The sequence below is a fragment of the Acidovorax sp. Root70 genome (assembly GCF_001428225.1).
In the GTDB taxonomy this organism is placed as follows: Bacteria; Pseudomonadota; Gammaproteobacteria; order Burkholderiales; family Burkholderiaceae_C; genus Acidovorax.
On record NZ_LMHQ01000027.1, the window covers coordinates 285,925 to 311,947 of the forward strand.

The 26,023-nt window shown below is 65.8% G+C and carries 20 protein-coding genes; 9 read left to right on the forward strand and 11 right to left on the reverse strand.

Features of this window, described 5'->3' with window-relative positions:
- Positions 1-4 precede the first annotated feature (4 nt).
- The 6 genes from ASD94_RS14520 to ASD94_RS14545 form a co-directional block, all read right to left on the reverse strand.
- Complete coding sequence (locus ASD94_RS14520) at positions 5-997, reverse strand: two-component system response regulator (RefSeq protein WP_056644074.1); 993 nt, start codon at positions 995-997, stop codon at positions 5-7.
- The gene (locus tag ASD94_RS14525) at positions 994-4,746 is read right to left on the reverse strand and encodes a PAS domain S-box protein (protein ID WP_056644077.1); all 3,753 of its coding nucleotides are present in this window, start codon (positions 4,744-4,746) and stop codon (positions 994-996) included. Before ASD94_RS14525 ends, ASD94_RS14520 begins: the two co-directional genes overlap by 4 nt.
- A 122-nt stretch (positions 4,747-4,868) precedes the next feature.
- A complete protein-coding gene (locus ASD94_RS14530) occupies positions 4,869-6,527 on the reverse strand; it encodes a polyamine aminopropyltransferase (RefSeq protein WP_056644079.1) in 1,659 nt (552 codons plus the stop codon).
- Between the two features lie 85 nt (positions 6,528-6,612).
- Positions 6,613-6,831: a DUF350 domain-containing protein gene (locus ASD94_RS14535; RefSeq protein ID WP_015016355.1), complete on the reverse strand. Its 219-nt coding sequence runs from the start codon at positions 6,829-6,831 to the stop codon at positions 6,613-6,615.
- Between the two features lie 73 nt (positions 6,832-6,904).
- Positions 6,905-8,419 (reverse strand): DUF4178 domain-containing protein, encoded by a 1,515-nt coding sequence (locus ASD94_RS14540; RefSeq protein WP_056644081.1) that lies wholly within the window; start codon positions 8,417-8,419, stop codon positions 6,905-6,907.
- Between the two features lie 114 nt (positions 8,420-8,533).
- Positions 8,534-9,583 carry an SPFH domain-containing protein gene (locus ASD94_RS14545; RefSeq protein WP_056644083.1) on the reverse strand — a complete coding sequence of 350 codons (1,050 nt, stop codon included), beginning with the start codon at positions 9,581-9,583 and terminating at the stop codon, positions 8,534-8,536.
- A 283-nt stretch (positions 9,584-9,866) separates the two neighbouring features.
- On the opposite strand from ASD94_RS14545, the gene ASD94_RS14550 reads away from it, so the two are divergent.
- Entirely contained in the window at positions 9,867-10,100 is a 234-nt protein-coding gene (locus ASD94_RS14550) for a DUF2061 domain-containing protein (protein ID WP_056644085.1), read from the forward strand.
- A gap of 202 nt (positions 10,101-10,302) precedes the next feature.
- On the opposite strand, the gene ASD94_RS14555 is transcribed toward ASD94_RS14550, so the two are convergent.
- Together ASD94_RS14555 and ASD94_RS14560 are read right to left on the reverse strand one after the other, a co-directional pair.
- Complete coding sequence (locus ASD94_RS14555) at positions 10,303-10,608, reverse strand: flagellar basal body protein (RefSeq protein ID WP_015016359.1); 306 nt, start codon at positions 10,606-10,608, stop codon at positions 10,303-10,305.
- A 94-nt stretch (positions 10,609-10,702) separates the two neighbouring features.
- Entirely contained in the window at positions 10,703-11,683 is a 981-nt protein-coding gene (locus tag ASD94_RS14560; protein WP_369818062.1) for a LysR family transcriptional regulator, read from the reverse strand.
- A 142-nt stretch (positions 11,684-11,825) separates the two neighbouring features.
- On the opposite strand from ASD94_RS14560, the gene ASD94_RS14565 reads away from it, so the two are divergent.
- From ASD94_RS14565 to ASD94_RS23645, 6 genes are all read left to right on the forward strand, one after another.
- Positions 11,826-13,187, forward strand: coding sequence for an aspartate aminotransferase family protein (locus ASD94_RS14565; RefSeq protein WP_056644186.1), 1,362 nt, complete (start codon positions 11,826-11,828; stop codon positions 13,185-13,187).
- An 88-nt stretch (positions 13,188-13,275) separates the two neighbouring features.
- Positions 13,276-14,793, forward strand: coding sequence for a CoA-acylating methylmalonate-semialdehyde dehydrogenase (locus tag ASD94_RS14570; RefSeq protein WP_056644087.1), 1,518 nt, complete (start codon positions 13,276-13,278; stop codon positions 14,791-14,793).
- A 399-nt stretch (positions 14,794-15,192) separates the two neighbouring features.
- Entirely contained in the window at positions 15,193-17,538 is a 2,346-nt protein-coding gene (locus tag ASD94_RS14575) for an NADP-dependent malic enzyme (RefSeq protein WP_056644088.1), read from the forward strand.
- A gap of 154 nt (positions 17,539-17,692) precedes the next feature.
- Complete coding sequence (locus ASD94_RS14580) at positions 17,693-18,100, forward strand: ribonuclease domain-containing protein (protein WP_056644089.1); 408 nt, start codon at positions 17,693-17,695, stop codon at positions 18,098-18,100.
- Positions 18,101-18,231: 131 nt separating this feature from the next.
- Positions 18,232-18,657 carry a barstar family protein gene (locus ASD94_RS14585; protein ID WP_015016366.1) on the forward strand — a complete coding sequence of 142 codons (426 nt, stop codon included), beginning with the start codon at positions 18,232-18,234 and terminating at the stop codon, positions 18,655-18,657.
- Complete coding sequence (locus ASD94_RS23645) at positions 18,636-18,845, forward strand: hypothetical protein (RefSeq protein ID WP_156391438.1); 210 nt, start codon at positions 18,636-18,638, stop codon at positions 18,843-18,845. Before ASD94_RS14585 ends, ASD94_RS23645 begins: the two co-directional genes overlap by 22 nt.
- 279 nt (positions 18,846-19,124) lie before the next feature.
- Here ASD94_RS23645 and rsmA read toward each other — a convergent pair whose 3' ends face one another.
- Genes rsmA through ASD94_RS14600 form a run of 3 tightly spaced genes read right to left on the reverse strand, consistent with a single transcriptional unit; the run spans position 19,125 to position 23,778 of the window.
- A complete protein-coding gene (gene rsmA, locus ASD94_RS14590) occupies positions 19,125-19,904 on the reverse strand; it encodes a 16S rRNA (adenine(1518)-N(6)/adenine(1519)-N(6))-dimethyltransferase RsmA (protein ID WP_056644091.1) in 780 nt (259 codons plus the stop codon).
- Between the two features lie 55 nt (positions 19,905-19,959).
- Complete coding sequence (locus ASD94_RS14595; protein ID WP_056644093.1) at positions 19,960-21,396, reverse strand: peptidylprolyl isomerase; 1,437 nt, start codon at positions 21,394-21,396, stop codon at positions 19,960-19,962.
- Positions 21,397-21,399: 3 nt separating this feature from the next.
- The gene (locus ASD94_RS14600) at positions 21,400-23,778 is read right to left on the reverse strand and encodes an LPS-assembly protein LptD (protein WP_056644095.1); all 2,379 of its coding nucleotides are present in this window, start codon (positions 23,776-23,778) and stop codon (positions 21,400-21,402) included.
- 152 nt (positions 23,779-23,930) lie between these two features.
- Here ASD94_RS14600 and ASD94_RS14605 point away from each other — a divergent pair, with 152 nt between their 5' ends.
- On the forward strand, positions 23,931-25,085 hold the full coding sequence (locus ASD94_RS14605; RefSeq protein ID WP_056644097.1) for an aminoglycoside phosphotransferase family protein: 1,155 nt from the start codon (positions 23,931-23,933) through the stop codon (positions 25,083-25,085).
- A 99-nt stretch (positions 25,086-25,184) separates the two neighbouring features.
- Positions 25,185-25,961 carry a 16S rRNA (uracil(1498)-N(3))-methyltransferase gene (locus tag ASD94_RS14610; RefSeq protein ID WP_056644098.1) on the forward strand — a complete coding sequence of 259 codons (777 nt, stop codon included), beginning with the start codon at positions 25,185-25,187 and terminating at the stop codon, positions 25,959-25,961.
- The last annotated feature ends 62 nt before the right edge of the window (positions 25,962-26,023 follow it).

Genomic DNA, 26,023 nt, shown 5'->3' on the forward strand with positions numbered 1-26,023 from the left:
CCCCTCAGTCGGCCCAGCGGGCGCGGATCTCGAGCAGCTGCGGCAGCAGCGGGGCGAACAGCGCCACCAGGGCGGGGTCGAAGTGTTTGCCCGCCTGCGCTGCAATGTGGTCCAGCGCGTCCTGCACGGGCCAGGGCTCCTTGTAGGGGCGGCGGGTGGTGAGGGCATCGAACACATCGGCCACGGCCACGATGCGCGCCGACACCGGGATGGCCTCGCCTGCCAGCCCACGCGGGTAGCCGCTGCCGTCCCACTTTTCGTGGTGGGCCAGCGCAATCTCGCGGGCCAGCTGCAGCACGCCGGACGGGTGCTCGCCGATGATCTCGGCGCCGATCTCGGGGTGGCGGCGCATGGTGTCCCACTCGTCGGCGTCCAGCGGGCCAGGCTTGCGCAGCACGGCGTCGGGGATGCCGATCTTGCCCACGTCATGCATGGGTGCGGCGTTGAGCAGGTCTTCGGCCCAGGCCGGGCTGTGGCCGGCAGCCAGTGCCAGCAGCTGGGCAAAGTGGCTCATGCGGATCACATGCATGCCGGTTTCGTTGTCCTTGTACTCGGCTGCGCGGCCCAGGCGCTGCACGATCTGCAGGCGGGTTTCGCGCAGCTCGTCCATGCGCACCAGCGACAGGTGGGTGCGCACCCGCGCGCGCACCACGGGCGGGCTGACGGGCTTGGTGATGTAGTCCACCGCGCCTGCGTCAAACCCGGCGGTTTCGTCCTGGCTGTCGGTGAGGGCGGTGATGAAGATCACCGGGATCGAGGCCGTGGCGGCATCGGCCTTGAGCGCGCGGCACACGGTGTAGCCATCCAGGTTCGGCATCATGATGTCGAGCAGCACCAGATCGGGCCGCTGCTCGCGCGCCACCTGCAGCGCGCGCTCGCCGTCGGTGGCAAACAACAGGCGATAGTCGGCCTGCAGGATGTGGCGCAGCACCTGCAGGTTGGTGGGCTCGTCGTCCACCAGCAACAGGCGGGGCCGCTGGTCAAGGGCCGGGGTCATGCAGGGTTCTCCAGGGGTTCGTCCAACCAGTGCGTGCGCAGCTGCTGCAGCTGCACCACGGCTTGGTCAAAGTCAAAGCGGTCGATGGCCTCTTGCAGGCGCTCGGTAACGTCGGCGGGGAGCAGCTGCACCAGCACGTCCAGCGGCGGCTGGGCCAGCTCGGACTGCGCCAGCGCCTGCTGCAGCGCCTGCGCGGCAGCCAGGGCCTGCTGGCACTGGTCGGCGGTCAGCGGTGCGTGCTGGCCCACGCCGGGGGCGGGCGCTGCGGCGGCCTCGGCCTCGTGGGCCAGGGCCTGCTGCACGGCCTGCAACGCGGTGGGCAGGGCGGCCACCAGCGGCTGCAGCGCCGTGCGGTCCAGGCTGTGGGCGGCCTCCTCGATGCGCTGCGCCAGCGTTTGCAGCGGGCCCAGCGCCAGGTTGCCCGCCGCACCACGCAGGCGGTGGGCCAGAGCGCGGGCCGCATCCATGTCGGGCTGCGCCATCAGGGCCTGCAAGGTGGCCGGGGTGGCAGCGTGGTCGGCCAGCAGGCGGGCCACGGCGTCGCGCAGCAGCGCGAGCTGGCCCCACAGGCGGGTGCCACGCTCCCAGTCCACGGCCGCAGCGGTGGCTTGGGGAGCGGGCGGCATGTCGGCGGGCCGCGCCGGGGTCTGCAGGTGGCTCCAGACCGAGGCCGGGGCATCGGGCTGCAGGTGCAGCACGCGGGCGATCTCGCGGAACAGGCGGGCGGGCTCGAGCGGCTTGCTCGCAAAGCCGTCCATGCCGGCGGCGCGTGCGTTGCGCCGGTCCTGCTCCAGCACGCTGGCCGACAGCGCAATCACCGGCACCGGCTTGCGCCGCTGCGCCTGCTCGAACGCACGGATGCGGCGCGTGGCCTCCAGGCCATCCATGCCGGGCATCTGCAGATCCATCAGCACCACGTCAAAGCGCCCGGCTTCGTAGGCGGCGACTGCGCTTTCGCCGTCCCGCGCCACGGTGATTTGGTGGCGGCCCCGGTCCAGGTGGATCTGCAGCAGCTCGATGTTGGCTGGCACATCGTCCACCACCAGCATGCGCAGCGGCGGCAGCTGCACGGCCTGGCTCACGGTGGCCACCGCTGCTGTGGCCTGGCCCACCGGCAAAGGCACACACACGGTGAACGTGGTGCCCACCCCCAGCGTGCTGCGCACGCTGATGCTGCCGCCCATCAGCTCGACCAGCTGGCGCGAGATGGTGGTGCCCAGGCCCGTGCCGCCAAACTGCCGGGTGGTGGAGGCGTCGGCCTGTGCAAAGGGGTCGAAGATGCGCTCCAGGTGCTGCGCCGCGATGCCGATGCCGGTGTCCTCCACCTCCATCACGAGCGTGCCGTCCTGGTAGTCCAGCCGCAGCAGCACATGGCCGCGTTCGGTGAACTTGAGCGCGTTGCCCAGCAGGTTGAGCAGCACCTGCTGCAGGCGCAGCGCATCGCCCTGCAGATAGGGCGGCACGCGTTCAGCCGTCACGCACTGCAGCGCGAGCCCCTTCTTGCCCGCATGGATGCGCAGCGAGGCGAGGATCTGGTCGCACACCTCCTGCAGTGAGAAGTCGGCAATCTCCAGCTCGACCGCGCCCTTTTCCAGTTTGGCGGTATCCAGGATGTCATTGAGCAGGCGCAGCATGGAGCGCGCCGCATGCTGCACGGTGCCCAGGTGGCGCCGCTGCTGCGCGTCCATGGGGGTGTCGAGCAGGGCCTCGGTAAAGCCGATGATGGCGTTCATGGGCGTGCGGATCTCGTGGCTCATGTTGGCCAGGAAGGTGCTGCGCGCGGCGGCGGCCTGTTCGGCGCGGTCCTTGGCGGCGCGCAGGGCCTGCTCCATGGCCAGGCGCTGGCTCAGGTCCGTGGCAAATTTGACGACCTTGAACGGTCGGCCCTGCACGTCGAAGATGGGGTTGTAGGTGGCCTGGATCCAGATGCGCCGCCCGTCCTTGCCCAGGCGCTCGTACTCACCACCATCGAGCTGGCCGGCGCGCAGCTGCGCCCAGAACTGCGCATACGCCTCTGTCTGCGCGTAGGCGGGCTCGCAGAACATGCGGTGGTGCCGGCCCACGATCTCATCGAGCCGGTAGCCCATGAGCTCGCAGAAGTTGGCATTGGCATCGAGCACATGGCCCTGCATGTCGAACTCCACCACAGCGAGTGCGCGGTTGATGGCCCGCACCGTGCTTTCGAACTCGGCATTGCGCTCGCGAAAGACGGTCATGTCCATGATGACGCCGTCGATCCACAGCACCTGGCCGTCATCGCCCACCACGGGGCGGCCGCTTTCCGACACCCAGCGCAGACGGCCTTCGCGATCCCTCAGTCCGAACTCCACGTGGTAGGGGCGGCGCTCCTGGATGGCGACCGAGACTTCTGCCCACAGGCGATCCACCTCTTCGGGCAGCGTGAGCTGCGTGAAGGTGATGCGGCCCTCCAGAAAGTCCTGCGGCAACCAGCCGGTGAGTGCGGTCACCGCATCGCTGACGAACAGCATGGTCCAGTCGGCGTCGTGGCGGCAGCGGAAGGTGACGCCCGGTATGTTGGCCATGAGCGAGCGCAGGCGCTGCTCGCTGGCCTGCAGCTCCTGCTCCATCGCGCGACGCTGGGTCAGGTCGCTGATGAAGCCCACGAACACCGGGTCGCCGTCGAGCGGCACCCGCCCCACAGAAATGCGAATGGGCACGGTGCTGCCATCGGGCCGCAGCGCCAGCACCTCGCGGCTGTTGGCGCCGACCACGCCGCTGCCCTGGCCTTGCAGGTAGCGCTGCAGATAGGTGTCGTGGCGGGAGCGATCCGGCTCGGGCATGAGCATCGACACGCTCTGGCCCACCACTTCATCGGGGCGCCAGCCCAGGATGCGCTCGGCCGCCGCGTTGAACGACTGCACACGGCCCCGCGCGTCGATCATCACCATGCCGTCCACGGCCGTGTCGGCAATGGCGCGCAAGCGGGATTCGCTCTGGCGCATCTGGAGGTACATCTGTCGGTAGCGCAGGCCCGCGTTGATGGCGATCACCAGCAGCCCGATACCTGACGCCACGGCTGCCACCGCCAGGGCCAGGGGCGTGCCCCCGGCCGCAGCCAGCAGCTCCAGTTCGTCGGGTGCATCGGTGAAACGCAAGGCTGCCATGCCCGTGTAGTGCATGCCGGCAATCGCCAGACCCATGACGGTGCCCGCCGCCGCATTGAGCCAGCGCGCGCGCCAGCGCACCCAGCGCTCCAGGCCAAACCGCACCCACAGGGCCACGATGGCCAGCAGCACGGCCACCAGCACCGATGCGGCAAAGCCCCAGGGGTCATAGCGCATGACCGCCGCCCACTGGGAAGCCGCCATGCCGATGTAGTGCATCGCACCAATGCCCGCGCCCACGCACACGCCCCCGGCCACCAGAGCGGTGCGGCCGATCTCGCGGCGCATCAGTAAGCCCAGCGCCACCCACGACGCGCCCACGCTGGGCACCATGGACAGCACAGTGGTCCACACATCGAACTGGCCCCGCGCGCACACCGCGAAGGCCAGCATGCCGATGAAATGCATGGACCAGATGCCGCCGCCCAGCGCCATTGCGCCCGACCCCCGGGCCATCTGCCGCATGAAGCGGGTGTCAGCGCGCCGGGCCAGGCCCGCCATCTGCAGCGCCAGCATTGAGGCCAGCACCGCCATCGCCACCGACAACGCCACCAGCCAGGGGTTGTGCTGCGCCCAAAGCAGCGGGTAGGGCTGTGCGTCAGAGAGGAAAAAGAGGTCCAGCATCGGGGGCGCCCACGGCGATCAGGTCTTGGCAGGTTTGTAGCCGATTGTGGTGCCCGTGCCAGCGGGCAGAACCCCTGCAAATTGCTCGGCGAATGGCTGTTGGGGCCCAGTCCACCGGCGGCTCAATGCGCCACCACTTTGCCCCATTCGCGCTCGTAGCTGTGCACCAGCGCCTGGTTGGACAGGCGGTTCACATCGGCCGGCACCCGCGCCATGTCGAGCGGAAAGTCGAACAGCAGCGGCAGCGAAGGGGGGCTCAGGAACCGCAGCCCGTCCGGCAAACGGTCGGGCAGGCGCCAGGGCCTGCGGCTGGCAATGACGTAGCCCCATTCGCCGAAGCTGGGCACATGGGCGTGGTACGGCGCTGTCGAGAGGCCCACGGACTCGATGGTCTGCACCACCGTCCAGAAGCTCTGGCGCGCCACCAGCGGCGAGGTGGTCTGCACCACAGCGTAGCCACTGGCCGCGAGTCGCTTGTCCAGCAACGCATAAAAGCTGTTGGTGTAGAGCTTGCCGATGGAGAAGTTGGTGGGATCGGGAAAGTCCACCACGATGACGTCAAAAACTTCTGCAGCCCCCACGCTCCCCGCTTCGCGTGGTTCGCTGCCCCCCAAGGGGGCCTTCGCGCCTTCGGGCGGCCGGGCGGCGCTCACGCTACCCTGCTGCAGCCACCCAAAGGCATCGGTGTTGACGATGGTCACCTTGGGGTTTTGCAGCGCGTTGCCGTTGAGCTTTGCCAGCGTGGGGTTCTCGCTGAAGATGCGCGTCATGGCCGGGTCCAGCTCGACCAGGGTGACGGACTCGACCGAGGGGTACTTGAGGATCTCGCGCACCGCCATGCCGTCGCCGCCGCCCAGCACCGCCACCCGCTTGGGCGCGCCGTGCGCAGCCATGGCGGGGTGCACCAGGGCCTCGTGGTAGCGGTATTCATCGGACTCGGAGAACTGCAGGTTGCCGTTGAGGTACAGCCGGTGGCCATAGCGGCCCTGCGTGACCACGATGCGCTGGTAGGGCGTGGCCGTGGTGAAGATGATGCGGTCCTGGTAGAACTTGTCCTCGGCCAGACTCGTGATCTGCTCGGCCCCCGCCAGCCCCGCCAGCAACAGGCCCACCACCATCAGGCAGGCCAACAAGTGGGCTTGAAGGCGCCGCAGCTCATGCCGGAACAGCCACACCGCCCACAGCGCCACGGCGGCGTTCATCAGCCCGAACAGCAGCCCCGTGCGGATGAGCCCCAGGTGCGGCACAAGCAGCAGCGGAAACGCCAGCGACACCGCCAACGCGCCCAGGTAGTCGAACGTAAGCACCTGCGAGACCAGATCCTTGAGCACCACGTTGCGCTTGAGGATGCGCATGACCAGCGGAATCTCCAGCCCCACCAGCGTGCCCACCACCAGCACCATGCCGTACAGCAGAAACCGGAACGCGCCCGGCGCGTACGCATTGGCCAGGAACAGCGTGGCGGGCAGCGCGCCGCCGATCAGTGCCACCAGCAGCTCGATGCGCAGAAAGTGCGCGGGTAGCTGCCGCTCAAAGTAGCGCGACAACCACGAGCCCAGGCCCATGGCAAACAGGTAGGTGCCAATGATGGTGCTGAACTGCAGCACCGAGTCGCCCAGCACATAGGAGGCCAGCGCCCCGGCAGCCAGCTCGTACAACAGGCCGCAGGCCGCCACGACGAACACGCTGATGAGCAGCGCAATGTCGATGGGGCGGGGGCCGGAGGATGGGGGCGGCACCGCAGTTGCGGGCGCGACGGAAGGCGGGGTGGGAGACGACAAGGCAGCGGTCAGCGCACCCTGCCGGGTGCGCCGCTTCGTTCATTCAGGCGGTAGGGGCTCGAAAACGCGTCAATGCGTCGATGCGTCAATGGATGGCAGCCGCCACGATGATGCTGATGCCCAGGCACATCGCAGCCACCACCAGGCCCAGGGCCTGGTTCTGCTTTTCGACGATCTCGCGCCACAGGTCATAGGGCGTGATCTTGTCAACGATGACAAAGGCCAGCCAGAAGATGATGACGCCAATGATGGCGTAGAGGATGGACCCGAGAAATGCTGCGGGTTTGAGCCATTCGAATCCCATCATGGTGTGATCTCCTTGAAACGTGTGGTCAGTGACAGTGGCGGGTAGACGGTGGACAAGCGCAGACGCTGCACTACTTGTGGCTGCCGCCCGACGAATATCCGCCGTACGAGCCCCCCGAGCTGCGGTAGCTGGAGGACGAGGAACAGTTTTCGACCCGGGGATCGCAGCTGGAGCAGCGGCTCAGCAGGATGAGCAGGATCAGGATCACCACCGCGATGATGATGATGGTGCCGCAACCCAGGCCGGATTTGGCCACGAATGGACCGGGGTCGTCGCGCTTCAGGACATCTTTCTTGTCGTCCAGCTGGAAGGCCTTGGCCACCGTGTCGCTGGAGAGCTTATCCCCCGCAGACCAGGTGATCTCGTTCGGGCTCTGCTCCATCGACAGCAGGCCCTTGCTGCTGGCAAAGTCGCGGTTGGTGGTCTTCTGACCGCGCGTGACCTGCCAGTAGAACTCGCCCAGCACATAGGTGGTCTCGGCCTCGTAGGTGTACTTGAGGTCGTACTTGGTGCCCATGTACGTGGCCGAGCGACCGGTGGACGCCATCTGCGGCGCGCCGGTGGTGGGGCGCACCATGCTCCAGCCTTCTTCGGAATCGACCAGGAACGCAAAACCGCGCTTCTGGTTGTAGAGCAGGTATTCGCTCCAGCCAAAGTGTTCGTCGTCGCCGGGTTCCACGCCCATGCGGTGCTGAAAGCCCACCACCTGCCAGTGCACGCCCTGCAACTGGCCCTTGCTACCCAGCGGGATCAGGGGCTGCACGGGTTCGTCCTGCTCGGCCGAGCGCAGTTCGCCGCCCACGCCACTGTCCAGGCTGATGATGCTGGCGCACGAGCCGCAAGTAATGCTCTTGGATGTGGACAGCTGCACCTGCACGGGCGCACCGCAATGCGGGCAGTTGAACTGGCGGCCTTTTTCGTCCTTGGCCGATTCGTCCTTGAGGCCCTGCAGCTGCAGGTCTTCGAGCAGCACGGCCTTGCCACGCTCCACATTGGGTGGCGTGTGGCCGTAGTCGATGCTGACCACTTCACCGTCGCTGCTCCTCAGCTCGACCATGCCAAAGGGCTGGCCCAGCGGCGGCAGCTTGGGCAACTCGCCCTGGGCCGAGATCAGCTGCGCCTGGCCGGTATAGGCCACGCTGTAGGGCTTGCCGTTGATGGCCGTGGTGGTGCCAATGCGAAAGCGCTCGGCCTCGGGCATCTCACGGCCCGGGTCGATGGGGCGAGTGAAGACGTAGGCGCCGTTGTCCTCGCCCAGCGTGGCCAGCGTGCCGTCGTTCAGGAAGGCCGCCCATTCGGTCCACACGCCCGCATCGCCCTTGTACTGCAGGCGACCGATGAGGGTGAAGGGAACGTCCTTGCCGTCGAGCTGGATGCGCCCGCTGGCCATGAGCTGCAGCGGGCTGTGGTCGTCGAACAGCTCGGCCATCTTGCCCAGGCGCGTGAGCACGTCGCCACTGCGCACCACGGTGCTCTGGCAGTAGCCGCAGACGGCATGGGTGGACTGCGCGCTCTTGAACTCCACCGGCGCGCCACAGCCGGGGCAGGGCGCGCGGTAATAGCGCTGGGTGGGGTCGGTGGCCATCGTGTGGAGTGTTCTGCCCGCGCCGCACTAAACGGCTTTGAGGCCTTTTTGGCCTCTAGTGCCTATCCCTCCAGCGCAAGCAGCTATTTTTATGATAGCAATCGAGCCAATCGGTCAGACGAGCTTCTTGAGCAGTTCGGCCTTCTTGGCGTCGAACTCTTCCTGCGTAAGGATGCCCTTGGACTTGAGTTCGCCCAGCTTCTCCAGCGTGGCCATCACGTCTTCGGGCTTGACGCCCACCGCAGCGGCCGCCGCTGCAGGCGCTGCCTGGGCTGCTGCACCGCCGCCTTGCAGGCCCTGCTGCAGGTTCTGCGCCAGCACCTGGCCCAGCGCCACACCGGCGCCCAGGCCCATGGCGTCACCCGCCACGCCGCCGCCGTTGCCCGCGCCCTCAGCAAACTTGGGGATGGCCTGCGCCGTCTGGTACTGCATGAACTTGCCCATGTCGTTGCCGACCATGCCCATGCCGATCTTCTGATCGAGGATCTTCTGCAGCTCTTCGGGCAGCGAGACGTTCTGCACCGTGAGGGACTCGATCAAGATGCCCAGCTTGGCGAAGATGGGCGCGAGTTCCTTGGTCAGCGCATCGGCAAACATGACCTGGTTGGCCGCCAGGTCCAGGAAGGGCAGGCCACTGCCCGCAATGGCGTTGCTGATGTTCTGCAGCACCATGCCGCGCAACTGGCCCTCAAGGTCGGCCACGGGGTAAGACTCGCGCGTGCCCGAGATCTCGGTGTGGAACAACTTGGGGTCGGCAATGCGGAAGGCGTAGTTGCCGAACGCGCGCAGGCGCACGGCGCCAAAGTCCTTGTCGCGGATCGTGATGGGCTGGGGCGTGCCCCACTTCTGGTCGATCTGCTGGCGTGTGCTGAAGAAGTAGACGTCGCTCTTGAAGGGGGACTCGAAGAGCTTGTCCCAGTTCTTGAGGTACGTGAGCACCGGCAGCGTCTGCGTGGTGAGCTTGTAGGTGCCGGGGCCAAACACATCGGCCACCTGGCCTTCGTTCACGAAGATGGCCATCTGCGACTCGCGCACCACCAGCGTGCCGCCGTTCTGGATTTCCATGCCGGCCATGGGGAAGCGCCAGGCCAGCGTGCCGTCCCCCTCTTCGGTCCATTGAAGGATGTCAATGAACTGTTTCTTGATGAAGTCCATGAGGGCCATGTGTGCTCCCAAAGCAAAAGAGGGGGTTGAAGAGAGCGGCCATCATAGCAACGGGGGCTTTGGTGGCAGAGGCTTTTTTCAGCCCCTGAATGTGAACTAGTTCACACGCAGAACCTGTCTGTTTGGGATAGGCACTCTGACGCTGCGCACGGCGTCATTGGATAGCAGCTATCTGCGCTTTAGCGACGATCAATTGGTCTACGCTATTGAGAATCACTACCATTCAAACATCCCTGCTGCACCGCCGCAGGCTCTGTTGAATCCAACAAGTCAGGAGTCCGCCATGTCCCTCGTCCGCCGCGTTGCCCGCCAGAATCAAACCATGCTGATGAAGACGGGCAGCTACTACCTGATCCACATCTGCGTGGCCGCCCTGGTGGCTTATGCCGTTACCGGCAACCTGTGGGCCTCGCTCACCCTGAGCCTGCTGGAGCCCACGGTGCAGGCGGTGGCCTTCTTCTTCCACGAAAAGGCGTGGGACCGGGCTGGCCAGCACGCTGTCACCCAGGGCGTCTGAACTTCACCTGCAGGAGCGTCACCATGTACACCATTCCACTGCGCAGCCGCACTGCCACAGGCCTGGCCTTTCAACGCTGGCTGATCCACCGCCTGGCGGGGCTGGCCTATGCAGGCTGAGGTCTGCTGAACACGCCCCTGTGCGCCAGAAACAAACATGCCCCGACCAGCGGGGCATGGAGGAGCAGGGGCATCACAGACGCTCAGGCTTTCACATCCAGCAGAGAGCCCATCATTTCATCCTGCGTCTTGATGGTCTGCAGGTTGGCCTTGAACGCATAGGTGGCCGACATTTGCTCCACCGCCTCCTGTTCCAGCGCCACGCCTTTGGCGTCCTGTTCACGCTGCACGGTGGCGCGCACACCAGCGCTCTCGGCCACTTCTTCTTGCGCAACCACCTCGCGGCGGTAGCCCGGGGTGTTCATGTTGGCCACGTTGTTGGCCGACGCGTCCAGCCGCAACTGGGCGGCCTGGAGCCCTGAACTGCCGATAGAGGAAATGCTGGCCATGGATGCTGCTCCCGACGTCACACAATGTTGCAAAGAGAGCGAATTGTCCGCCCCTCCATGACCGCTGGCAAGCCGCAGCCCCGCAATGCCCCTGTCAGCGACCGGGGCGGTGCGCGTCTTCCAGGCATTGCGCAAACGCCTGGGCTGCGCGGGCGGGCGCGGGCGAGCGGCGCATCAGGCTCACAAACTGGCAGTGGTAGTGGAACAGCGACGGGTTCACGGCCTGCATGCGGCCCTGGCGCTCGAAGGCCTCGGCATAGTGATCGGGCAAGAACCCCAGAAAGCGGCCCGAAAGGATCAACGTGGCGATGGATTCCTGGTCAAACCCCGTGGCCGCGCGCTGCAGCCGCGCCTGGTGGCTCAGCTCCATGTTGGGCGAGTGGTAGCCCAGCCCCGCAAACTGATAGCCACGCACCGCGTGCCAGTCGGCCGGGGGCGCAGCCGCCCCGAACAGTGGGTGACCCGCGCCGCAGTACAGCAGCATGGTCTCGCCAAACAGGTCCGCATAGGCCAGGCTTTGCGAGCTGCGGTGCGCGGGGATGATGCCCACCTGATAGCTGCCGTCGATCACGCCACGCTCGATGGCGTTGATGGAGCCCACGTGCAGCTGCAGCTGCACGTCGGGCGCCTGGGCGGTGAAGGCGGCAATCGCCTCGCCAATGCGGGCGGCGGGGTTGCTGGCGGTTTTGTCGAACACCGCCACGGCCAGTTGCCCGCCCATGCGCGAATGGATGTCGTCCACGCTGTCGCGAAAGCTGCGCACCGAGGCCAGCAGGCGCAGGGTTTCGTCGTACACCCGCTGCCCCTCAGCCGTCAGCGCAAACCCCGCCCGCCCCCGGCGGCACAGCGTGAGGCCCAGGCGGGCTTCCAGGTCCTTGATGTGGCGGCTGACGGTGCTGGTGCCGATGTTCAGCTCCAGCTCGGCGGCCGACATGCCACCGCACTCCACCACGCTCTTGAAGACCTGCAAAAGGCGCAGGTCCATGTCGCTGAGCTGGCCCAGCACGGCACGGTGTTTTCCGGGTCCGGCAGGCGCGGAGATTGGTGGGGGTGGAGCGGGGTCTTTTACTTGCATAAATCGTCAAGTAAACATTGATATTGGATTATTTGAGAGATTAACAGGCGGCGCAACAATGCCCTACGTCAAGCCCCAGGCCACTGGGGCAACTTTGCTTTTTTCCCGCCCTTTTGTCGCCGCCTTTGCACTGGAGAACCCCATGAGCTTCGTCAACATCGAAAAACCCGCCGCCGGTGCCGAAGGCCCCCGCATGGACGCCGAGTGGCTGGACGCGCACTGGATGCCGTACACGGCCAACCGCCAGTTCAAGGCCAACCCGCGCATGATCGTGGAGGGCAGCGGCGCCTACTACACCGATGCGGACGGTCGCAAGATTTTTGACGGCCTGTCGGGCCTTTGGTGCGCGGGCCTGGGCCATGGCCGCCGCGAGATCGCCGAGGCCATTGGCAAGCAGGCGATGAAGCTCGACTACGCACCCGCCTTCCAGTTCGGCCACCCACTGGGGTTTGAGTTGGCCAACCGCGTGAAGGAGCTGACGCCAGCCGGTCTGGACTACGTGTTCTTCACCGGCTCGGGCTCCGAGTCGGCCGACACGTCGCTGAAGATGGCCCGCGCCTACTGGCGTGCCAAGGGCCAGGGCACCAAGACGCGCCTGATCGGCCGCGAAAAGGGCTACCACGGCGTGAACTTTGGCGGCATCTCGGTGGGCGGCATCGTGGCCAACCGCAAGCTGTTTGGCCAGGGCGTGGAGGCCGACCACCTGCCCCACACCCAGCCGCCCGCAGGCTCGTTCCACAAGGGCATGCCGCCCACGGGCAAGGAGCTGGCCGACCGCCTGCTGGAAGTGATTGCACTGCACGATGCATCGAACATCGCCGCTGTCATCGTAGAGCCCTTCTCGGGCTCGGCCGGTGTGGTGATCCCGCCCGTGGGCTACCTGCAGCGCCTGCGCGAGATCTGCACGCAAAACAACATCTTGTTGATTTTTGACGAGGTGATCAGCGGTTTTGGCCGCAGCGGCGCCTGGACGGGTGCCGAGGCTTTTGGCGTGACGCCCGACATCCTGAACTTTGCCAAGCAGGTCACCAACGGCGCACAGCCGCTGGGCGGCGTGGTCGCCAGCAAAGAGATCTACGACACCTTCATGGCGGCAGGCGGCCCTGAGTACATGCTGGAGTTCCCGCATGGCTACACCTACTCGGCCCACCCCGTGGCCTGCGCGGCGGGCATTGCCGCGCTCGACATCCTGCAAAAAGAAGACATGATCGGCCGCGTAAAAGCGCTGGCGCCGTATTTTGAAGAAGCCGTGCACAGCCTCAAGGGCGCCAAGCATGTGCTGGACATCCGCAACTTTGGGCTGGCTGCGGGTCTGACGATTGCGCCCCTGCCCGGAGAACCCGCCAAGCGCCCTTATGAGATCGCAATGAACTGCTGGAAAAAGGGGTTCTACGTGCGCTATGGCGGCGACACCATCCAGCTGGCGCCGCCCTTCATCAGCGAAAAGGCCGAGATCGACCGCTTGGTCAACGCGCTGGGCGATGCACTGGCTGAAACGGCCTGACCCCGTCCGTCGCCAGATACTCATCTTTTGATAGCTGCTAGCGCTTTATAAATAAGCACTAGCGGCCAATTTGACTCATATTTTTCCCATGAACCACGACAAGAACGTCACCACCACCATCGGCCACCTGATCGACGGCAAGCTCGTTGCGGACACCGAGCGCACCCAACCGGTGTTCAACCCCGCCACCGGCCAGTCCACCACCAGCGTGGCCCTGGCCAGTCAGGCGACGGTCGAAGCCGCCATTGCATCGGCAGAGGCCGCCTTCCCGGCCTGGCGCAACACGCCGCCGCTCAAGCGCGCCCGCGTGATGAGCAAGCTCAAGGTGCTGCTCGAAGAAAACGCCGACAAGATCGCCGCCCTGATCACCGCCGAGCACGGCAAGGTGCTGAGCGACGCCCATGGAGAGCTGCAGCGCGGCATCGAGAACGTGGAATACGCGAGCTACGCGCCGGAGCTGCTCAAGGGCGAGCACAGCCGCAACGTGGGCCCCAGCATCGACTCGTGGAGCGAGTTCCAGGCGCTGGGCGTGACCGCCGGCATCACGCCCTTCAACTTCCCGGCCATGGTGCCGCTGTGGATGTGGCCCATGGCCGTGGCCTGCGGCAACACCTTTGTGCTCAAGCCGTCCGAGCGCGACCCCAGCAGCACGCTGTTCATCGCCCAGCTGGCGCTGGAGGCAGGCTTGCCAGCCGGTGTGCTGAACGTGGTGAACGGCGACAAGCTGGCCGTGGACACGCTGCTGCGCGACCCCCGCGTGAAGGCCGTGAGTTTCGTCGGCTCCACGCCCATTGCCGAATACATCTACGCCGAAGGCTGCAAGCACGGCAAGCGCGTGCAGGCCCTGGGCGGCGCCAAGAATCACGCGGTGCTGATGCCCGATGCCGATGTGGACAACGCCGTGAGCGCGCTGATGGGCGCTGCGTATGGGTCCTGCGGCGAGCGCTGCATGGCCATCCCGCTGCTGGTCGCCGTGGGCGACGAAGTGGGTGACGCCGTGATTGCGGGCCTCAAGACCGAGATCGCCCAAATGAAGGTCGGCCCCGGTACCGACAACGGCAACGACATGGGCCCATTGGTCACCAAACCCCACTTCGAGAAGGTGAAGGCCTATGTGGACAGCGGCGTGGCCGAAGGCGCCACGCTGGTGGTCGATGGCCGTGGCGTGAAGGTCGCGGGCCATGAGCAGGGCTACTTCCTGGGCGCGTGCCTATTCGACAACGTGAAGCCCGGTATGAAGATCTACCAGGAAGAGATCTTTGGCCCCGTGCTGGGCGTGGTGCGCGTGAAGACGCTGCAGGAGGCCATGCAGCTCATCAACGACCACGAGTACGGCAACGGCACCTGCATCTTCACCCGCGACGGCGAGGCCGCCCGCTACTTCACCGACCACATCCAGGTCGGCATGGTGGGCGTGAACGTGCCCCTGCCGGTGCCCGTGGCCTACCACTCGTTCGGCGGCTGGAAGCGCAGCCTGTTCGGCGACCTGCACGCCTACGGCCCCGACGCCGTGCGCTTCTATACCAAGCGCAAAACCATCACGCAGCGCTGGCCGTCGGCGGGCGTGCGTGAGGGGGCGGTGTTCAGCTTTCCGAGCAGCCGATAAGCCATCAGCGGCTCCTTTCAAAAGGCCCCTTTTGGGGCCTTTTGTTTTCCGGCATCGGGCTTTTTGAAGATCAAACCCTTCGGACGTCACCCTGTGGTTAGCGCGGCATGCAGCTTGTTGGCGCAAAAAGAGTCCATGAAGCGCCCTGTTCCCGGAAACCGAGACCTTCCCTCTCAAAAAGCAAAACACTCCATAGCTTTTGTGCATGGATAGAGACGCCTCAAAACGCTGCGCAAGCGACACAATCAGTAAGCAAACAGCCTGCAGGTAAGCAGATTCGCTTACTAGGGTTTTTACGCACATCCCCCTACAATCGCAGACCCTTACAAAGCTGACAGCCTGCTGCAGACCCGCTGGAGTACGGTTTTGGCCCTCACCCCCCTGAGTTGGAGACACTGAATGCCCGAGAACACCACGGCCCAGAACAACAACAACGATTCCGACAAGCGTGCCCAGTTGCGCCGTGCCGCTCTCGAGTACCACGAGTTTCCCAAGCCCGGCAAGCTGTCGATTGCCGCGACCAAGCAGATGATCAACCAGCACGATCTCGCGCTGGCCTACTCGCCAGGCGTGGCCGCGCCCTGCGAAGAGATCGTGAAGGACCCCGCCAACGCCTTCCGCTACACCTCGCGCGGCAACCTGGTCGCCGTGATCTCCAACGGCACCGCTGTGCTGGGCCTGGGTGACATCGGTGCGCTGGCCTCCAAGCCGGTGATGGAAGGCAAGGCCGTTCTGTTCAAGAAGTTCGCGGGCGTGGATGTGTTCGACATCGAGATCGACGAGAAGGACCCCGCCAAGCTGGTGGAAGTGATCGCCGCACTGGAACCGACCTTTGGCGCGATCAACCTCGAAGACATCAAGGCCCCCGACTGTTTCTACGTGGAGCGCGAGCTGCGCAAGCGCATGAAGATCCCGGTCTTCCACGACGACCAGCACGGCACGGCCATCACGGTGGCAGCGGCCATCGTGAATGCGCTCAAGGTCGCCAACAAGAAGATCGAAGAGGTCAAGCTGGTCACCAGCGGTGCCGGGGCTGCGGCCCTGGCCTGCCTGAACCTGCTGCTCAAGGTGGGCGTGCAGCGCAAGAACGTGTTCGTCACCGACCTGGCCGGCGTGGTGTACGAAGGCCGCGAAGAGCTGATGGACGACGACAAGCGCCAGTTCATGCAGAAGACCGACGCACGCAAGCTGGCCGAGGTGATGGTGGGCGCCGACGTGTTCCTCGGCCTATCGGCCGGCAACGTGCTCAAGCCCGAGATGGTGGCCACCATGGCCGAGCGCCCGGTGATCTTCGCGCTGGCCAACCCCAACCCCGAGATCACGCCCGAGCTGGCGCACAGCGTGCGCAGCGACATCATCATGGCCACGGGCCGCTCGGACTACCCCAACCAGGTCAACAACGTCCTGTGCTTCCCCTACATCTTCCGCGGCGCACTCGATTGCGGCGCCACCACCATCACCGATGAGATGGAAATCGCGGCCGTACACGCCATCGCCGAACTGGCCCAGGCCGAGCAGAGCGAAGTGGTGGCAGCCGCCTACGTGGGCGAAAAACTGTCGTTCGGCCCCGAGTACCTGATCCCCAAGCCGTTCGACCCGCGCCTGATGATGAAGATTGCGCCGGCCGTGGCCCAGGCCGCAATGGACAGCGGCGTGGCCCAGCGCCCCATCACCGACATGGACGCCTACCGCGACCGGCTGCAGACCTTTGTCTATGCATCCGGCACGACGATGAAGCCCATCTTCGACGCCGCACGCACGGCCGCCAAGAAGCGGGTAGCCTACGCCGAAGGGGAAGAAGAACGCGTGCTGCGCGCCGCCCAGATCGTGGTGGACGAGAAGATCGCGCGCCCCACACTGATCGGGCGCCCGGCCATCATCGCCCAGCGCATCGAGAAATTTGGCCTGCGCCTGAAGGAAGGCGTGGACTACGACGTGGTCAATACCGATTTTGACCACCGCTACCGCGACTTCTGGCAGACCTACCACCGCATGACGGAGCGCAAGGGCGTGACCCAGCAGGTGGCGAAGATCGAGATGCGCCGGCGCCTCACGCTCATCGGCTCCATGATGCTCCACAAGGGCGAGGTGGACGGCATGATCTGCGGCACCTGGGGCACCACCGCCAACCACCTGCACTACATCGACCAGGTGATCGGCAAGCACGAGGGCGGCTGCCCCAGCACCGCACAGGACGTGCCGGTGTATGCCTGCATGAACGCCCTGCTGTTGCCGGGCCGGCAGATGTTCCTGGTGGACACCCACGTGAACTACGATCCCACGCCCGAGGAGCTGGCCGAGATCACCACCATGGCCGCCGAGGAAATGATGCGCTTTGGCATCAAGCCCAAGGCCGCGCTGCTGTCGCACTCCAACTTCGGCACCACCAGCCACCCCAGTGCCGTGAAGATGCGCCAGACACTCTCCCTGCTGCGCCAGCAGGCGCCCTGGCTGGAAGTGGACGGAGAAATGCACGGCGACGTGGCGCTGGACGGCAAGGCCCGCTCGGCACTCATGCCCAGCAGCGAACTGACCGGCGACGCCAACTTGCTGGTGTTCCCCAACATCGACGCCGCCAACATTGCCTACAACCTGCTCAAGACGGCGGCGGGCGGCGGCATTGCCATTGGCCCCGTGCTGCTGGGCGCTGCCAAACCGGTTCACATCCTGACACCCAGCGCCACCGTGCGCCGTATCGTGAACATGACAGCTCTCACCGTGGCGGATGCCAACGCGTTACGGTAAGCCTTCAAAGAATAGCAAGCGCTAACTTAAAACCCTTGCAAAGCCCTTCAGCGTCTGCCCAATCTTTGTGCAGACGCTTGCTTTTTGGGGACCGTTGAGCGACACTAGCGGCTCGAAATTTCGGGTTAACCCGTAGTTTCTGAAAGGTTCGTTGATGCTGAAGGCTGTAGCCACCCGGGCGCGCAAAGCAGGGTTATTGTGTGTTTTGGGTGTTGCTTTCGTGCTGTCTCCGGTTGCGGGACATGCCCGGAAATCCCCGTCCACTGACGGGTCCATCACCCCCATCGCACTGGCCGAGTTGCCGCCCCAAGGGCGGACAACGTACGCGTTGATCCGTGAGGGCGGGCCCTTTCCGTACGACAAGGACGGATCGGTTTTCGGCAATCGCGAACGGCTGTTGCCCGCCCAAAAGCGGGGCTACTACCGTGAATACACCATCAGAACGCCAGGATCGCGCGACCGGGGAGCCCGGCGCATCGTGTGTGGCGGCAAGCCCCGGACGCCGGATGCCTGCTACTACACCAGCGACCACTACGCCAGTTTTCGCGAGATCGTCGAGTGACCTCCAATGCGGTGTACGCCAGCCCGGACAGCATACGCCGCGCCCCATTGAATTCCCCATTCACAGGCCGCATCCTGCAGCCTCGTGAGATGCCAGAAGTTTGTGGACTTTATAAAGAAAGAGTAGCGGAGATGCAGACGCCACTTCGTAAAGACCTGGAAACGCCACTGCGTGGCGTGCGCACCAACATCGTGCAGTCCATTCGCGCGTTCCGCGTGCAGGACCTGCAGGATGCAGCCACCTCCATGGGTCACCATTTCTTGTACGCCAACCTGGCCCACGCGCAGTCCAAGCAGGATGTGCTGGACCTGATTGCCGCCCAATTCACCTTCCCGTCGCACTTCGGCAAGAACTTCGACGCGTTGTACGACTGCATGACAGACCCCTTGCACAAATCGGGCCCGCAGCCTGGTTTCATTGTGGTGCTGGAGCAGATCCCCGCCACGGGCAAGTTCGACAAGGAAGCGCGCGAGCAGTTGCTCGACATCTTCCGCGACGCGGCCGACTACTGGGGTGATCGCAAGATTCCTTTCCGGTGTTTCTATTCTTTTCTGTAGCCCGTTCTGCATCCACCAGCCAAGCAGAACGGGCGAACGAGGCTAGCGACGCCCAAGGCGTGGAAGGCATCGAAATCAACGGCGAACCCGCTGAAAAGATGCCCACCGACAAGCTCGTGGACGTGTCGCCCATGGCACTGCGCATGAGCAGCCCCTTCAATGCGGGCTATTGGCTCAGCGCCGCATAACTCGGTACATCCCCCTGAGCGGCTACGCCGCTTCCCCCTTCTCTCTGCGCATTACGCGCTCCAGGAAGGGGGACACCGCCAGCTCGGCGGAGTGGCCCTTGCGCGGCGGTCGCTGGTCTGGGCTATGCCAGGGCCACGGGTGGTGGCGAAATGAGGCGCCGAAGCTGCAAGCACGACACCATCGCAGGCCAGACGAGCGCAGCGTCACTCAATACGCCATCGCATCAAGAGCAAAAAAGGTGCTTTGCGCGCGTATAGCAAGCACCAATAGCTATAAATTTAAGAGCAAACCTGTGCCAGTGCCACGTATTCGGCCACGGGCACTTCCTCGGCGCGGCGCTGGGTGTCAAAGGTGCCAGCGAACTGGCGGGCTTCGAGCCAGCGGCCCAATGTGTGGCGCAGCAGCTTGCGGCGCTGGCTGAAGGCCACTTGCACCAGCTCTTCCAGCAAAGGCACTGACAGGGCAGCCGGTTCCGCGTGCGGCACCATGCGCACCACGGCGCTGTCCACGCGCGGCGGCGGGTCAAAGCTCTCGGGCGGCACGAACAACACGTTTTCCATTGCGTAGCGCCACTGCAGCATCACCGACAGGCGTCCGTAGTCGCTGGTGGCGGGGCTGGCCACCATACGATCGATCACTTCCTTTTGCAGCATGAAGTGCTGGTCTTCGATCACCTGGACATGGTCCAGCAGGTGAAAGAGGATGGGCGTGGAGATGTTGTAGGGCAGATTACCCACCACGCGCAGCCGCAATTCGGGCTGCCCGGCCTGGTCGCGCAGGGCCTGCGCCAGTGCCGTGAAGTCCACCTTGAGCACGTCCGACTCGATCACGTCGAGCTGCCCATGCAGGCGCAGGCGCAGCGCCAGGTCGCGGTCCAGTTCGATGACCGTGAGGCGCCCCAGGCGCTCTACCAGGGGCTGCGTCAGCGCGGCCAGGCCCGGCCCGATCTCGACCATGGGCTGGCCCGGCAGTGGCGCAATGGCCTGCACGATGCCGTCGATGATGCCCTGGTCGGACAGGAAATGCTGCCCAAAGCGCTTGCGGGGAATATGTTTCAACGCGGCCTTACCTGTTGTGGTGTCTGAGAATGCTGGGTGCTACTGCGCTCTGCACTCACTGGGGTGGCTCGCGGTACTCAACGTATGCGCGCCCGCGCAGCTCTTGCGCCCAGGTGGCATAGGCCTCGTCGAGTTTCTTCTCGCGCACCACGTTGCGTGCCATGTCGCGCTGCTCGCGCTGCGTGAGCTTGGCCTCGCGGCGCTCCAACAGCTGGATCAGGTGCACGCCAAAGCGCGAGACCACGGGTTCGCTGATGTCGCCGGGCTTGAGCGCGTCCAGCGCCTGCTCGAACTCGGGCACATACCGGCCGGGGTTGGCCCAGCCCAGGTCACCACCTTCCTTGGCGCTACCGTCCTGCGACTGCTCGCGCGCCAGGGTCGCAAAGTCGGCCTGCCCCGCCAGCACGCGGCGGCGGTAGTCAGCCAGCCGTGCTGCTGCAGCGGATTCGGACAACTGGGGGCCCGTGCGCAGCAGGATATGGCGCGCATGGTTTTGCACCACCGTGCTGGGCAGACCCGCCGTCACACGTTCCACCACCTTGAGCACGTGAAAACCGGCGGGCGAGCGCACCGGACCCACGATGGAGCCCACGGGCAGGCCCAGGGTGGAGTTCACAAAGAGTTCTGGATAACGATCCGCAGGCCGCAGGCCCAGCAGCCCGCCAGCGCGCTGGCCTTCGGGCGCATCCGAGAACTCGCGGGCTACCGCCGCAAAGTCTTCGCCCGCACGCACCTTGTCTGCGGCGCGCTGCGCACGCGCCTGGCGCTCGGCGACCTGCGCAGGGGTGGCGCTTTCAGGCACCAGCACCAGCACATGGCCGAGGTTGATCTCCATGGCTGCGACGTCCGTGCCCTTTTGCTCTTCGCGCAGGAACTGGTCCACGTCCAGGTCGCTCACCTTCACCCGCGCTTCGACTTCGCGCTCGCGCAGGCGCTGCTGCAGCAGCTGGTTGCGCAGCTCTTCGCGAAACCGGTCCTTGCCCACGCCTTCACGGGCCAGGCGCACATACAGTTCGTCCACCGTCATGTCGTTCTGGCGGGCCACGCCCTGCTCGGCCTGCGACACGGCATAGTCATCGACCTTGATGCCCGATTCACGGGCCTGCTGCAGCTGCACCTTCTCCAGGATGATGCGTTCGAGCACTTCGCGCGCGAGTGCATCACGCGGGGGCATGGCGCCGCCCTGCTTGGCGATCTGCGCCTCGGCCCGTGCCAGGCGTGAGCGCACCTCGTAGTTGGTCACGGGCTCGGAGTTGACCACCGCCACGATGAAATCGGCCGAGCGCGGGGCCGTGCTGTCAGAAGGGGCGGCCAGCGTGACGGAAGGCACGGCGGCAGGCCGCGCCGTCAGCGACGACGGAGAAGAAGACAACCCCGTCTTGCCAGAGGACGAGGAAGCCCCTGAGGGGCGCAGACCCTGCGCCCCAGCGCCTTGCGCCACGAGGGATGCCAACGCGGCCGTCAAGGCCAGTGCGAGTACACGGTGATTCATGGTCTAGTCGTAGTTGCTGAAGCGGCTGGGCGTGGAGACCTGCTCGCGCAGGTTCTGGTAACGCGGCACATTTTGCTTGAAGGAGTCGAGCGGGCTCGAGCCCAGGCTCAGGCGGGAGAAGCCCACGAATTCGATTTGGAACAGCAGGCGCGTGTTGGAGCTGGTCACGCTGCTTTGCAGGCGCTCCAGCACCACGCGGCCGATCCAGCAGCAGCTGTCGTACTCAAAACCCACCACGGTGTCCACCAGCTTGCGGTCCTTCATGCTGTAGTTCAGGCGGCCCACGCTGTACCAGCGCCCGCCGCCCTGGCCACGGCCGGGGCCCAGGTCCTTGCCTTTGTCGCCCCACAGGTCGTTCAGCGGCCACTGCCACCCGATATCGATCTGCTCGCTGGTGCCACGCTGCAGGCGGTAGGCCGCGCTCACAGTGCGGTAGTTGCTGGGGCTGTAGCGCGCGCCAATGGTGGAGCGGATGGACTGGCCGGTCTTGGGGTTGTATTGCACGGTGGAGTCAAAGCCCCACTGCGGTGTCCAGTTGATGCTCGCACCCAGCAGCAGGTCCGACAGGCGCTCACTGACCGGCGTGCCCCCTGGCAGGGTCACCTTCTGGTCCGAGAACCGCACCCGTTGCGCAATGCCGAAGCGCGCTGCCTGGGCACCGGTGTCGGGGTCCAGCAGGCGCGTGGTCACGCCCAAGGTCAACAGGTTGTTGTCGGCCAGCCGGTCATTGCCGCCAAACGCGTTCTCTGTGTAAATGGTCGCAAAGTTGAAGTCATTGGCCGCCGTGTCGTACACCGGCAGCATGCTCTGGTCGCGGTAGGGCGTGTAGGTGTAGAACGCCCGGGGCTCCAGCGTCTGCAGGAAGGCCCGGCCAAAGTAGGCGGTGTCGCGCTCAAACACCAGGCCGCTGTCCAGGCTGAAGGTGGGCAGCGTGCGGCTGGCCGAGCGCTGGCCGTTGGAGAGGGCCGAATCAAACTGGTACTGCGTGGCATGCAGTTGCAGGCGCGGGGTGATGAAGCCGCCTGGCGACAAGAACGGGCGGCTGATCTGCGCCATGGCATAGCTGCGATCGGCGTTGGGCTGGCCCGTGAGGGCGCGCGCGGCCTCGAAGCGCGTGGTGTCCAGCTCCACGCTGGCATCGAATCCGCCGCCCAGTTGTGACGGGTTGTAGCGCCACTGCACCTGCGGCATGCGGTCATACGGCGGCACGATGGGCGAGGTGACATCCTGCAGCGTCTGCCATTTGAGGGTGCGCACCGTGGCCGACATGTCGTTGCGGCCCCAGGACAGGATGGCATCGTTGGGCAGCAGGCGCTGGCGCAGCTGTTCAGTGGCGCGGCTGAAGTCGCGCCAGTAGTTGTCGTCGCTCACGCGGTTGAGGTTGAGGTTGAGCCCCAGCCCGCCAATGGCCGTGTCGAACGCGCCCTCGTGCTTGCCGCTGAAGCTCCAGCGCACCCGGTCGCGCAGCCGGTCGGTGGGCATCACGTCGGCGCTGATCTGGCCCTTGTAGGTTGGCTCCAGATACCGGAACTCGCCGCCCACATTAGCACCCCGCTTGGTCATGAGCGCGGCGCGCAAGGTGGCATCGCGGTTGGGGGCGATGTTCCAGTAGTACGGCTGCATATAGGTCACGCCATCGCGGCTGTCGAGCCCGATGGTGGGTGGCAGCAGGCCGGACTTGCGCTTTTCCGACAGCGGGAAGGTGATGTACGGAATGGGCAGCACCGAGATGCCCTTGAACTCCAACACAGCGTCTTCGGCCGTGCCAACCTCTTCCTCGTTGTCAATGCGGATGGTGGCTGCGCGCAGCACCCAGTCGGGTTGCCAGCTCTCTTCGTTGCCACGCTCGCAGGTGGTGTAGGTGCCGTTGTGCACCACGGCACGGTAGCGGTCCACAAAGTCCACCCGCGTCGCATCTCCATGGGCCTGCGTGGCCAGGAAGCGGTAGCGCGCGTCGCTGAAGAAGCCCTCGAAGGCCTCCACCCGCAGCTCCAGCGCCGTGCCTTCGTACACGTTGCCGGCGCGGTTGATACGCACCTTGCCGTTGGCCTTGGCCAGATCCTCGGGCACGTTGTAGTCGAGCTGGTCGGCGCGGATGACCGTGTCGCCCCGGCGCAGCTCGGCGTTGCCTTCAATCAGTGCGTTGAGGTCGGTCTGGCCGCTGATGTGATCGCCCTTCACAAACACGGGCAATTGCGAACGCACGGCGTCTGGAATCTTTTCCTGCAGCAGGGGCGAGGTGCGCAGCACCGGGGGTGCGTCCCAGGCGCTGGGCGCGGTGGCCTGCGCCAGCGCGGCCAGCGGCAGGCCGCACCAGGCCAGCGCAACGCCCACAGCCAGTACACGGGGCACGGGGGGCCGCAGCCGTGCAGACTTCGCCATGGCGGGCCGGGCGCGAAGGGAGGTGAGGTTCTGCACGGTGGGGGGCTGGCAGCGTGGCACGTGGGGTGTTGGGGGCGGTAGCAAACAAAGGGACCGGCCCTGGCCAGCGCGCACGGCGCCAGCCACGACCGGTTTGTAAAATCGGATTATCCATGAGCCACCCCATCCCCCCATCGCCCGCTGGCCAGCCCCCCGGCGCCACCGTGGCCGCACCTGCTGCGCCCGCCGCCTCCACCCCCGTCAGCTGGCCTGATGCCGCCCGCCGTGCGGCCTTTGACGCCTGGCTCGCACCCCTGGTGGGACCGCACCAGTTGCTGCCTGACACCCTGCGCCCCGCGTCGGCCGATGCCAGCTTCCGCCGCTACCTGCGCATCGACACGGCCACGGGCGCCAGCCGCATCGTGATGGACGCTCCGCCCGACAAGGAAAACAGCAAGCCCTTTGTGCAGGTGCAGGGCCTGATGGCCGCCGCCGGGCTGAACGTGCCGCAGATCCTGGCGTTTGACGAGCCCACCGGCTTCATGCTGTTGTCCGACCTGGGCCACCAGACCCTGATCGAGCGGCTGAACCCTGAAAAACCCCAGGACGCCTACGCGTGGTACCAGCAGGCCACCGATGTGCTGCTGCAGTGGCAAAAGGCTTCCACCCCCGGCGTGCTGCCCGCCTACGACGAGCCTCTGCTGCGCCGCGAGCTGGCGCTGTTCCCCGACTGGTACCTGGCCAAACACCGCGCCATCGCCCTGGACGACAAACAGCAGGCGACCTTGGGCAGCGCCTTTGATGCCATCGTGGCGCACAACCTGGCAGCCCCGCAGGTCTATGTGCACCGCGACTTCATGACCCGCAACCTCATGGCACCTGCCGAACAGGGCGCCCCCTTGGGCGTGCTGGACTTCCAGGACGCGGTCTACGGCCCCATCACCTATGACATTGCCAGCCTGCTGCGCGATGCGTTCATCAGCTGGGAAGAAGAATTCGTCATCGACATTACCGTGCGTTACTGGGAGAAGGCGCGCAAGGCCGGATTGCTGGGCGCCAACAGCGCCAGCGGCTGGGGCGATGACTTTGGCGAGTTCTACCGCGCGGTGGAATGGATGGGCCTGCAGCGGCACCTCAAGGTCGCCGGCATTTTTGCGCGGCTGACCTTGCGCGACGGCAAGCCCAAGTACTTGGCCGATGCGCCCCGCTTCATGGCCTACATCCGCGCAACGGCCAACCGCTACCGCCAGCTGGGGCCGCTGCTCAAGATGCTGGACCAGATCGAAGGCACCGAACCCGCGGTGGGCTTTGCCTACGGCCGCATGTAGCCGCAGCCCTCTGCATTCACGGCACACCCCAAGAAATCAAGCAAAAACCGGCTCAAGCGCAGACAAATCATGCGCTAGCAGCTATTACAAAGATAGCAAATGCCCCGTTTCCATTGCCCGGCCCCCCTGGCCACCGGCGCCGAGCTGGACCTGCCCCCGGGCGCCGCACGCCATGTGCAGGTGCTGCGCCTGCAGCCCGGCGACGGCATCACCCTGTTCCACGGCGGTCAGGGCGCGGGCGACCCGGGCGGCGAATTCCATGCCACCGTGCTCAAGATGGGCCGCAGCGATGTGCGCGTGCTGGTGGGTGCGCACCATGCCATCGAACGCGAGGCGCCCCGCGCCGTGCACCTGCTGGCCGGCATCACCGCCAACGAGCGCATGGACTGGCTGGTCGAAAAGGCCACCGAACTGGGCGTGGCCAGCATCACCCCGCTGGTGGCCGAGCGCAGCGTGCTCAAGCTCAAGGGCGAGCGCGCCGACAGGAAGATCGCCCACTGGCAGGCCGTGGCCGTGGCCGCGTGCGAGCAATGCGGCCGCAACCGTGTGCCGGTGGTGCACCCGGCCATCGATCTGGCCGGCTGGCTGCGCACACCCGGACAGGGGATGACCTCCTCCGATGGGCACGCTGCGCAAGGCACGCCGCAGCGCCTGCTGCTGTCGCTGCGGCCCGGTACGGTGCCACTGCGCGAAGCCACGGGTGGCGAAGGTGCCCAGCAGCGCCCGGTGCTGTTTCTCTCCGGTCCCGAGGGCGGTCTGAGCACTGCGGAAGAAGACCTGGCGCTGCAACATGGCTTCGCCCCGGTCACGCTGGGCCCCCGCGTGCTGCGTGCCGAGACAGCCCCGCTGGCCGCCCTGGCTGCGCTCACCCTGTAGCGCAGCCCCCATGCCCCGTGGCCTGCACCGGCCGCACAGGCCGCGCGCCTGCCCAGGGACGG